At 68.0% G+C, this 10,461-nt stretch carries 10 protein-coding genes, 1 tRNA gene and 2 pseudogenes; 5 read left to right on the forward strand and 8 right to left on the reverse strand.

Annotated features, from left to right (window positions below):
• Positions 1 to 104 precede the first annotated feature (104 nt).
• Positions 105 to 272, forward strand: coding sequence for a DUF5703 family protein (locus ACTWPT_RS20485; RefSeq protein ID WP_443179039.1), 168 nt, complete (start codon positions 105 to 107; stop codon positions 270 to 272).
• 277 nt (positions 273 to 549) lie between these two features.
• Here the strand turns inward: ACTWPT_RS20485 and ACTWPT_RS20490 are convergent, their stop codons facing one another.
• A complete protein-coding gene (locus ACTWPT_RS20490; protein WP_443179025.1) occupies positions 550 to 2,628 on the reverse strand; it encodes a chaplin family protein in 2,079 nt (692 codons plus the stop codon).
• Positions 2,629 to 2,842: 214 nt separating this feature from the next.
• Complete coding sequence (locus tag ACTWPT_RS20495) at positions 2,843 to 3,361, reverse strand: hypothetical protein (protein WP_443179026.1); 519 nt, start codon at positions 3,359 to 3,361, stop codon at positions 2,843 to 2,845.
• 442 nt (positions 3,362 to 3,803) lie between these two features.
• On the opposite strand from ACTWPT_RS20495, the gene ACTWPT_RS20500 reads away from it, so the two are divergent.
• Positions 3,804 to 3,889, forward strand: a tRNA-Leu gene (locus tag ACTWPT_RS20500).
• A 304-nt stretch (positions 3,890 to 4,193) separates the two neighbouring features.
• Positions 4,194 to 4,367 carry a hypothetical protein gene (locus tag ACTWPT_RS20505; RefSeq protein WP_443179027.1) on the forward strand — a complete coding sequence of 58 codons (174 nt, stop codon included), beginning with the start codon at positions 4,194 to 4,196 and terminating at the stop codon, positions 4,365 to 4,367.
• Positions 4,368 to 4,567: 200 nt separating this feature from the next.
• Here ACTWPT_RS20505 and ACTWPT_RS20510 read toward each other — a convergent pair.
• Both ACTWPT_RS20510 and ACTWPT_RS20515 read right to left on the reverse strand, forming a co-directional pair.
• Positions 4,568 to 4,768: pseudogene (locus tag ACTWPT_RS20510) on the reverse strand (recombinase family protein); the annotation flags it as partial.
• A gap of 347 nt (positions 4,769 to 5,115) precedes the next feature.
• A pseudogene (locus ACTWPT_RS20515) lies at positions 5,116 to 5,271 on the reverse strand (IS630 family transposase); the annotation flags it as partial.
• Positions 5,272 to 5,420: 149 nt separating this feature from the next.
• Here ACTWPT_RS20515 and ACTWPT_RS20520 point away from each other — a divergent pair.
• Positions 5,421 to 6,434, forward strand: a complete 1,014-nt coding sequence (locus ACTWPT_RS20520; protein ID WP_443179028.1) for a hypothetical protein — start codon at positions 5,421 to 5,423, stop codon at positions 6,432 to 6,434.
• A 561-nt stretch (positions 6,435 to 6,995) separates the two neighbouring features.
• On the opposite strand, the gene ACTWPT_RS20525 is transcribed toward ACTWPT_RS20520, so the two are convergent.
• From ACTWPT_RS20525 to ACTWPT_RS20540, 4 genes are all read right to left on the reverse strand, one after another.
• Entirely contained in the window at positions 6,996 to 7,151 is a 156-nt protein-coding gene (locus tag ACTWPT_RS20525) for a hypothetical protein (protein ID WP_443179029.1), read from the reverse strand.
• A 180-nt stretch (positions 7,152 to 7,331) separates the two neighbouring features.
• Positions 7,332 to 7,688, reverse strand: a complete 357-nt coding sequence (locus tag ACTWPT_RS20530; protein ID WP_443179030.1) for a dihydrofolate reductase family protein — start codon at positions 7,686 to 7,688, stop codon at positions 7,332 to 7,334.
• A gap of 28 nt (positions 7,689 to 7,716) precedes the next feature.
• Positions 7,717 to 9,093: a pyridoxal phosphate-dependent decarboxylase family protein gene (locus tag ACTWPT_RS20535; protein WP_443179031.1), complete on the reverse strand. Its 1,377-nt coding sequence runs from the start codon at positions 9,091 to 9,093 to the stop codon at positions 7,717 to 7,719.
• Positions 9,094 to 9,134: 41 nt separating this feature from the next.
• A complete protein-coding gene (locus ACTWPT_RS20540) occupies positions 9,135 to 9,944 on the reverse strand; it encodes an AraC family ligand binding domain-containing protein (RefSeq protein WP_443179032.1) in 810 nt (269 codons plus the stop codon).
• 61 nt (positions 9,945 to 10,005) lie between these two features.
• On the opposite strand from ACTWPT_RS20540, the gene ACTWPT_RS20545 reads away from it, so the two are divergent.
• On the forward strand, positions 10,006 to 10,257 hold the full coding sequence (locus tag ACTWPT_RS20545; protein WP_443179040.1) for a DUF6069 family protein: 252 nt from the start codon (positions 10,006 to 10,008) through the stop codon (positions 10,255 to 10,257).
• Positions 10,258 to 10,461 lie beyond the last annotated feature (204 nt).

Genomic DNA, 10,461 nt, shown 5'->3' on the forward strand with positions numbered 1-10,461 from the left:
ACTACCTTCCGGGTCCACCCACAAGCACGCAGAATAAGGCCCATCGAGCGGCATGGCGCCCTGACTCACTCTGGAGACTAATCGTTGTGCTCGACTACTCCTACATGGATATCTTCATTCCGCGCGACCTCACTCGCGAAGCAGCACGTCAGCTGCTGACCGAACACGCAGAGTACGGCCGGTGGGAGCTTGCTCGCGTACGGGTCCACCCCGACGGGAGCCGTCACGTACGGCTACGCCGCAAGATTATGCGGGTCCGCCGGACGCTCTGAACGCGGACATGGCTTTGCCCGTCCCAGGCCGCGCCCCCGGAACGGGCAAAGCATCTATTGCTTACTGCTCACGGGCTGTGAGCAGTAGCCGTACTTGTATACGTACTCGCCGATTCCCCACTTCCGGCCGGGCCGGAAGCCGCGGGGCTCGCACCATTCAGGCGAGCCGGAGGCGGCGGACTCGCACTACCTGGCGGACTCGCACTACCTGGCAGATCGCACTACCTGGCAGAAGCGCACCCCTGGCGGAAGAGCACTACCTGCGGCGCTCGCACTACTACCTACGGGCGAACCGGAAGCGGCGAGCCGATGCGAACAGCGTCGCCGAGGCGGCGAACATGGCGCCGAGCGCGAGAGCGAGCAGCGCGCTCGCGTTCATCCCAGTGAGGCCGGCGGGCTGCTCGGCGCTCATGAGGCCGATGTCGCCGACGGGCAGACCCTGGGTGACGGAGGTCACCGCGCCGCCGACCGGGGTGGAGGCGATCAGGTCGGTCGCCGGGCTGAGCGGGGAGGACGAGCGGGCCGGCACGCCACGGTCGGCGAGGCCGGAGTGCGCGGCCTTCGCCGCCTTGGCCGGAGCCTGCGCCTGGGCCGGCAGACCGGGCAGCTCGGGCAGCGCCGGCAGGCCGAACATCCTGGCGGCGTCCTCGACCAGCGGCACCGCGGTCACCTGCTGAGTCAGGCCGGAGACGGCGTCGAGGTGGGCGGCGCCGGCGACGTCCTGCAGTCGAGTGCCGCTCACCAGCCCGTGCACCTGCTCGGTCACCCCGGAGACACCCTCCAGCCGGCCGAGGCTCTCCTGCAGGGCCCCAGCAGCGGGAAGACCCTCCAGAGCCCCGATCGCCGGAACGCCCTGGATACCGCCCAGCGCCGGGACGGCAGCCAGCATGGGCAGCAGACCACTCTCCGCGGCCGCGGCCTTGCCGGCGGCGTGGACGCCGCTGGTGTGAGCGAATCGGTACACTCCACCGGACCGCTCGTACCCGGGCTTGCCGACCTGCGCCCCGCCCAGGCATCCGGCCGCGGCGTCGCCCAGGACGGCCGCGGCGTTGCCGCAGACGTTCACGGGTGCGGCGATCGGCGCCACGATCTGGTTACCGGCCAGCACCCCGCCCCTGCCGGACGTCCAGTTACCGCCGCCGCTGCGCGGTGAGACACCCGCTCCGCCCTTGCAGTGGGCCTCGGACGCCCCGAGCACCGCGGCCGCGTTGCCGCAGATGTTGATCGGCGCGGCGATCGGCGCGACCGCGTGGTTGCCGCTCAGCACACCCCCCTGCCCCGACGTACGGTTGCCGCCCGCGCCGGAGTTACGGACCTTGGCGCCGCCCTTGCACCCGGCGAAGGCGTGCCCGAGCAGGGCCGCCGAGTTCCCGCAGACGTTGACGGGTGCGGCGATCGGCGCGACCGCCTGGTTGCCGCTCAGCACACCGCCCCGCCCCGACGTACGGTTGCCGCCCGCGCCCGCGTTGCGCACCTCGGCGCCGCCGGAGCAGCCCCCGGTCGCATTGCCCACGGCGTTGCCGCAGACCTCGACCGGCAGGCTGATCGGGGCCACGACCTGGTTGCCGCTGCCTGCCCCGAAGCGCCCGTCGGTGTCGTTGCCCGCGCTCATGTGGTGCTTGCGGTAGCCCGACCCGCCGTTGTTCACGGAGGAGCCGCCCTTGCAGCCCGAGAACGCGCGCCCGAACACGGCCACCGAGTTCCCGCAGATGTTGATCGGCGCGCTGACCGGCGCCACGACCTGGTTGCCGCCCAGCACGCTCCCGTCCCCGGAAGTACGGTTGCCGCCCGCGCCGGTGTTGGAGACGTTCGCGCCCCCCTTGCAGCCCGCCGTGGCGTCGCCGAAGATCGCGACCGCGTTGCCGCAGGCGTTCAGCGGAGCGGAGATGGGCGCGGTGATCTGGTTGCCGCCGAGCACGCTCCCGTCCCCGGAGGTACGGTTGCCGCCCGCGCCACCCTTGCCCTGCTTGCGGACGGTCGCGCCGCCCTTGCAGCCGGCGTCGGACTTGCCGAACAGCGAGACCGCGTTGCCGCAGGCGTTGACCGGGGCGCTGATCGGAAGGTTGACCTGGTTGCCGCCGCCGACCGAATCGTCGCCCGAGGTCCTGCTGGAGATGCCGCTCTTGCCGTCGTTCACGACCGCGGCGCCGCCCTGCGAGGAGGCCTCCGCCGAGCCGGCCGCCGCGACCGAGTTGCCGCTGATGTCGATGGGGAGGGAGATCGGCAGGTCGACCTGGTTGCCGCCGCCGACCGAACCGTCGCCAGAGGTGTCGGCGAGGGCGGTGCCGCCGCCGAACGACATGACCGCCACCGCGAGAAGGGCGGCGGGGGTCGATGCCTTGGCCCACGTACGCATGATGAATGCTCCTAGTGGTTCTTGGGGGGATACCTGAACGGATCGCGGGCAGCCCGAGACCGGGTGAGGTTCACGCACAGCGGAGACCTCGGATCCGCGAACCGGCTTGACTGACGTGTCATCCGCTGACGGAGGGGATCAAGCCACGCTCCGCCGCTGTCGCATGGAAAGACCGGTACTGAAAATGGATTGCCGACCGGTGCGCAGGCAGGGATCAGTCAGGTGAGAAAGAAGGGTCGTCCGCCGCTGTGCGGACGACGGGGGGCGGCACGTACGCCGGGAGGGCGCGCCGCGCCTGGAGCCGCGGGTCGAAGACGGACCTCGCGACGTCCCCCGTGGCGGACCCGAACGGTCCGCTGCCACCGCCGTTGGGCACCAAGCCGTTGGTGTCCAGGATCTTGCCGGCGGTGGACGGTGATGGAAGGCCAGGATCCTCCTGGCTGTTGAGCCCGTCGACCGTGCGCCCGGCCATGGCCTGGGCGTTCTCCGACGCCGAGCCGTGATCCGAGCCCACGAGGGCATGGGGTGCGTCGCCAAACGCCACAACCGTCGTCAGAACGGAACCTTCCGCACCTTCCGTGGTGGAACGTGCCATGGCGGTGGCATCCGCAGCCGCCGGAGCGGCGGCGAGCATGCTGAACAGAACAGCGAGCAGCCACCCGGCGACCGCGAGGGCACCGATCGTGACTGCCCGCACGATGACCCAACGAGCGCCGGCCGCGAACCGCGCCATCCGGCGAACATGATCGTCAGTCGTGTCCTGCTCCGGGACGGTCACTGGCAGACGGCACACAGCGAGGGACAACTCCCTCGACTGCCGCACCGCCGTGCGCACCACGTGACCTCCCGAACTCCAGAATCGGCTCCACATCGTGAGGCCGGTCCGTGGACTCATCCTCAACGGTCCGTAACCGTAGCAGTACTCAAGGTCGTCGCAACGGCTTTTCACCTGAGCCCCAGAAATTCACCAACTCCCCAAGCCCCAAACCCACCCCAACTACCCCATCACCCCGGCCACCACGCCAAGAGACCGCCATCAGCGCCCCGCACCCACCCCATCCGGTCCCACAGAGACGTCTTCGAAGACTGACCGGATTCTTGGTATGACGCACTCCGTAGAGTTTGCTAACCTTACTGAGCCGACGCGAGATGACGGTCTCGCGTGCAGGCACCAAGTCCGGGTGGCGGAATAGGCAGACGCGCTAGCTTGAGGTGCTAGTGCCCAGTGATGGGCATGGGGGTTCAAGTCCCCCCTCGGACACGTACCTTTTGCACACGTGGGGGCCAGGGATAACCTGAGCCTCCACGAGCTGTTTCTGGGGTCTGTACGTCAGCCGCAGCCCGATCTGGGCGTAGAGTTCGGCCTTGTCGAGCGGGTCAGCTTCCTGAATGACCTTGACGAGGTCACCTAGTGCGATCATCACGGAGTGAATCTCCTCCCGCGTCATGCGGCGTCGGCCGCCGGACTGTCGTAGCTGCGCCTGAGCCGAAACTCGCTGTGCTTGCGTCTCAGCCATCCATTGAGCGATCAGTGCCGGATCCGCGCCGGCCTCAAGTGCTGCCCGATGCTGAGCGAGCTTGCGGTCACACCCTTCGATCTTCAGCTTGAGCGATTCCGCGATCCCGTCCTTCGGCTCCTGGCCGTAATCGGCGAGGACGCGCGCCGTCTCCTCGAGCCGCCCACCGAACTGCACGGCCAGCCACGCATCCAGCGACGGCAGGACGTCGGCTTCTCGTAGATAGACCGTCTTCGGATGGTCGACGTCATTGGCCAGGGCGTATTCCGCCGGATAGCGGCACCTGTAGTAGGACTGCCCGTGGTTCCAATGCCTTGCACACGCCGAGTGCAGTAGCCGCAGAAGAGAACCCCGCGCAGGGCATAGGGCCTGCGCGTGGGATGCGGCTTGTGGCTGGTCGGCCCACGTCCCCGACCGGCGAGAATCTCCTGGGCCTGCTCGAACTCCTCCGGCGTGACCAACGGCTCATGAGTGACTTCAGCAGACCAAACCCACTGATCCGCGGCGTTCCACCGCTGCTTGGTCATATGGCCGAGAGCAACGTCCTGGACATCGATGAGCACCTCGTCCTTGCGTTGCTTGTTCCAGACTTGACGCGCTTCGGCACACCGACGGCCGAACAGACAACCACCGGCCGTGTCTCAACTTTTCCGTATGGGCGTGCGTCGAAAAGAACATGAACACGAAAACGATCATGCGTTTGGCCGCGGTGACCGGGCAGTGCTGCTGAGCGGGGCGGTCGCCGCCTCCCCCTCGCTCGCCTCATCTGTCTCTTCCTCCGCAGTCTTGCGCCAGGAACTGGTTGACCAGTTCAGCATCTTGGCCGCTTCCACTGATGCGATGACCGTCCCCAGTCAGAATGACACGCTGCCTCATGGCTCCCCCAAGGGACACCAGCCGATTCTGATGGCTGCCGACTCCCCGGCGGGGAACCTCAGGCAGCCCGGGCGAGTCCTCCGCCCGAAGGCCGGTTAACAGAGATCGGGTTGGCCCAGGAGGCGTTGGTCGAGGTGAAGCACAGCTCGACCTTGTGCGCGGCGGCCCAGGCGCGGATGGCGGCGGTCTTGTTGGCCGACAGGTTGTCCAGAATGACGTAGATCGGTGCGCCGTCCGGGCGGGCGCGGCGGAGCGCCCGAGCCTTGGGGCCTGCTCGGTCTTTGGCCGTTCTGCGCAACCTGTGATGCGCGGTGTGGATATTGCCTGTCTGGCTCCTATGACAGCCTTGGTGATGTCCGACAAGACAGAGAAATCAAAGCTTCATTAAGACGATGACTGATGACTGATGTGCATCCTAGGATGACCGTGACGTCCAAGGTAAATATTTGTACCGAGCTGCGGATCTCCTCTGCGCCGCGCCTCTCTCTGTCGATCAATCCGAGCCTCACCGCGCTCGCCATGATCACCGATGCGCTGGCCGGCCGGGCGAGAGGCTTGCCCCAGGTGTGGCGGCGGACGATCCAGGCCGCCGTTGGCCTCGCTGGACGTGAAGCGGCGCGCCCGCTCGCGGTACCCGGCTACTCGGTCGTACCCGACAGCGTGGTGCCGCGCATGACGGTGGAGGATGTGTCCGTCCAGGCTCAGATCGAAATGTTGCATGATATGCATCCCTCGTGGCTGATCGACGACCTGGAGCAGACCTTTGGCACAGGCTCTCCACCTGCGCACTGGCGTGGGGTCGCTGAACGGCCCGATCAGTGGCTGCGTGGATACGCCTCCGCGCTCGCCGACGTGTGGAAGGCCGCCGAGCCGCTCTGGCGGCGGGCCCGCCCGCTGCTCGACAAAGAGATCGAACGTGTGGGGATCGCCGCGGTTCGCGGCGGGCAGGAGTTGCTGCTGGGCGCCCTGAGCGACCGCATTCGGTACGGGGAACACGGTCTGTTGATCAGCGACATGGAATCCGGCAGCTTCGATCGCGGGAATCGTCACATAGTCCTGCTGCCGATGCTTGCGGGTCGGCGCGCGGTGATCGCCAGATTGGACAGCCCCGATGCAGTCTGGATCGCGTATCCGCTCTCCGGCGCTGAACAGCTATGGCACAGGTCGGCCGCGCCGGCAACAGATCAGCTATCCGAACTAATCGGACCGATCCGTGCCGAGGTGCTTTTCTCGCTGGACCGGCCCATGACGATGAGTACGCTGGCCGCGGAAATCAAGATCGCGCACAGCAGCATGACCCGCTACTGCCACAGGCTGCATGCCGCACAGCTCATCAAAAGACAGCGCCGCGGTCGCGAGGTTTGGATCGAGCGCACCGAGCGAGCCGAAGAACTCATCCATCTGTTCCGCTAGTTCGCCGACGCCGTCAGGCCGATGATCGCGTGCTGATCGTGGACCGTGTAAGTCAGGAAGCGGAGCGATCGCGCGGCCATCCGGAGGCTTGTTCGGTGGCGGCACTGGCGTATCGCATGACAGGTACCCCCGCCTTGAGTCAGCTGCCGATCCCGGTACCGAGGAATCCTCGGAGAGCTTCGGCTTCCACGGCGTCATGCTCGGCGGCCATCAGTCTCGTGAACGCCTCGACTTGCACCTTTCCGTCCCGAAGGGTCCAGAGACCGCGCCAGAGTCCGTCGACGAGCAAGGTGCCCTTCCTTGCGCTGTTGCCCGGCGGTAGCGGCACTTTGCGCCCATCGGGGACCCTGGTGGCCAATTGCGATGACACGCCAGCGACATCCGTGATCTTGGGCTGATCTGCCACGACGATGCCCTCTGCGGCCGGTTTCCTAGGGGTGCCAAACTGGCGGTTCCGGAATACGGCAGAAACGGGCCGCGGGCCCCGAGCTAAACGCCATCAGGACGTGAGCGGTGGCGGCCAAGCCCGCCGACGAAGGCCGGCGCGCGCTGTCGCCGCTGCTAGACCGTCATGCCGGCCGACAAATAGATGCGGTGCTGCTTCGCGAACCGCTGGAATCTGGTGAGCAGCGCCTGCTCGTCGCGTTCCATGGACACCACCGCCGACTCCGACCATAGACAGAACTGGTGGGACAGTCTGTCCAGAGGTGAGGTCAAGCCGACGACCATCGCCGGACTGCGCGGGAACCTGCTCGACCCGGGAGCCTCCACGACCAAACGTTCGTCTGGATGTCCGAGTTCGGCCTGGCCGTCGTGGTGACTGCGCCGCCGCGTGATCTGCGGCGGATCATGAAGGGCATCACGGTGCCGTGACTGGGACGGTGCCATGACGTGGGATCACGCACGAAGTTGCGGCTCGCCGACGGCACCGGCTACCACGACAAGACCACCTCGGCTCCTCAACGAGAACGGCGGCGCGTGCACCGATGCGCGCTCGTCGATCAGGTCGAGTCGCATGAGGCTGACGCCGCCCCAGACCACGATGTGGCCGTCGCCGCCCAGCCTGAGTTTGTCGATCTCTTCTGCCGTGTCACCAGCGGCGATAGTGGTGTTGGCCCAGTCGGCCGTCTTCAGGGTTCGGGAGAAGGAGACCTTGCGCCCGGCGTTCAGAGTGCATTTCGACGGCAGTGAGCGGGCCGCGCGTGTGCTGCGCGACGCAGCCCATCTTGCGGCCCTGAGGCCGTCGAGCATCACGGTGGTGAGCAGGAGACAAAGGTTCCGGTTAGCACGCTGATCGGATGATTCCGAGGGCCTCCTCGACACGGTCCGCGTGGGTGCGGAAGCTGAGAACGCACAGGCGTAGGAAGAACCTGCCGTCGATGGTGGTGCTGCTCAGGAACACGCGCCGGCTGGAATTGATCTCCGCAAGGAGCCGCCTGTTGTCCTCGTCCGTCCCCTGGAGCCGGAAGAGCACCACTGTCAGGTCCGGCTGCCACGGCACCTCGAAGCGTGGGTCCTCGGCGAGGTGGCGGTGGAGGTACACGGCGAGGTCGAGCTTCTCGTCCAGCTCCCGTTCGAAGGCCCGTACGCCGTGCAGGTGCAGGGGCAGCCACAGCCGCAGCCCGCGGAATTCCCGGGTCAGCTCCACCCCGAGGTGCCCGAAGTCGGGCAGATCGTCCGTCGGGCTGAGGTCCTGCAGGTACCGGCCGTCGGCCGCGTGGGCGGCATGTAGTACGGCCGGGTCGCGCACCAGCAGCAGGCCCGTGCCGTACGGGAAGAACAGACTCTTGTGCGGATCCAGCGCGATCGAGTCGGCCGCCTCGATCCCGGTGAGCCGGGCCCGGCCGCGCTCGGTGAATTGGAATCCGCCACCGTAGGCGGCGTCCACGTGGAACCACAACCCCTCCCTGCGGGCCAGCTCGCCCAGCTCGGGAAGCGGGTCGATGGTGCCGGAGCTGGTGGTTCCAGCGGTGCCGACCAACAGGAACGGACGCAGCCCCGCGGCGCGGTCGGCGGCGATCATCGTGGCCGCCATTGAGACGTCCATGCGCAGGTCCGCGGTGGCGGGCATGGTGCGGATCCGCTCGGCGGGCAGGCCGGCGATGCGGGCGGCCTTGGCGACGCAGTAGTGCGTGTGCTCGGTCACGTACAACGTGCCGTCTCCCAGGGCGTGGCGCGCGGCGAGTAGCGCCGACAACGTCGCCACCGAGGCACCCGTAGTGACCAGTCCACCCGCGCCCGCGGGCAGCCCGAACCGATCGCAGAACCAGGTCAGCACTCCGTGCTCCATGGCGACCAGCGCGGGCGCCACCTGGGCCACGCCGGTGAAGCGGTTGACGGCCTGAGCCAGCAACTCGGCCAGCGCCACGGTGACCAGCCCGCCCGCCGGGAAGTAGGCGAGATAGCCAGGACCGGCCGTGTCCACGCCTTGCCCAGCGGCCTGACGAAAGAGCTCCAGGAGCGCGGCGAAGTCGCCGGGGCCGTCGCCGGGCGGCCGGCGCAGCGCAGTGGCCAGCCGTTCGGCCTCCCCGTAGTCGCTCGCGGGCGCCGAGTCTAGCTCGCGGACCCAGTCGGCCAGGAAGTCCACCGCGTGCCGACCCAGACGCGCGATGGCGGAGGGGTCGAGGTCAAGGGGAAGAGCACGTTCGTCGGTCGTCATGCGGACACGGTAGGCACACGGCGTACGTGAAGGATTGGACGTTATTGCACCCCGCGCTGGTAGGCACGCGGCGGCACCCCGACGAGGCGGCGGAAGTGCCGCGAAAGGTGCGACTGATCGCAGAACCCCGCCGTCACGGCCGCCTGGGACGGCGGCATGCCCTGCCGCAGCAGCTCGCGGGCCTTGGCGACGCGCAGCTGGGTCACATAGGCGTGCGGCGGCATGCCGTACGTGCGCCGGAAAGAGCGCAGCAGGACGTACGGCGAGACCCCTGCCACGGTCGCCAGCTGGGCCAGGCTGGGCGGGTCGGGCATCGTCGCGTGCAGCAGGTCCCGCACCTGGGCCACGCTCCTCCTGCCGACCGTGTGAGCCTGGCGCTGCGGCCGGCGTGTGCCGTACGCAGCGAGCACGAGGGTCAGCAGCATGTGGAGCTCGGTGTCCGCGGCCAGCGACCCGCCGGACTCCGCCGCGCGATGGGCGGCCGCCACCCTCTGGGATAACCGCGGGTCGGCGACCACCCGCCGCTCGAACGATGGGGTCCCGCCCGGCACGCCGATCTCGTCGGCGACCTCCCGCACCTGCTCGACGCTCGGGTACAGGACCCGGTACGCCCATCCATCAGTCGTGTGGGGCTCGCCCGTGTGGACAACGCCCGGCTCGATCATCACAACCTCGTCCGCGCTCGCGTACTGCACGCCGTCGGCGAACCTGATCTCCTCCTGACCGGCCTCCAGCGTCCCGATCGCGTACGTCTCGTGGCTGTGCCGGGCGAACCGGTGCCGGACGAACTGCGCACGCATCAGGTCCAGGCCGCCGAGCCCGTGGTAACGCCAGTAGCGGGCAAACTCCACATATCCCTTCATATCGTGAAAGCAGTGGCGCACCAGTCATTCCCAGGAAGTCCAGCCAACCCTGGCCTACCGGCACAGGAAAGCGTGCGTCGAGCCGCCCGGCTGCAACAGACCGCCGCGGCAGACTTTTGTCCGGGTCGCACTCGCGCTGACCATGGTCTGGTTCGCGCTCCCGCTTGCTGCGAGCCACACGACTACATCGGCCAGGCTCCTGCTCGTGGGTGGTCATGTACGGGCAGCGGTGATCGTCATACCGGGCCTGACGTGGGCGATCCGGAGCGCCGCGACATCTCCAGCTGTGGCACGCGGCTGAGAAGCGTGCGTAGGTGCCTCCACACCACCGTGGTCGGTTCGCTAACGACACCGCGCCGGAAGATCTCGACGAAATTTTTGTGGGCGGTGTCGGATCGGGTCGGGGGTGTTCGTAGTGGGGGTGAGAGGCCGCCCAGGAGGGGCGCCCCGACGGAGCCGAGAAGGACGTTCCTCATGACTACCTTGACGGAGCCGGGCACAGTCA

It is taken from the genome of Nonomuraea sp. 3N208, from assembly GCF_052245935.1.
GTDB lineage: Bacteria > Actinomycetota > Actinomycetes > Streptosporangiales > Streptosporangiaceae > Nonomuraea.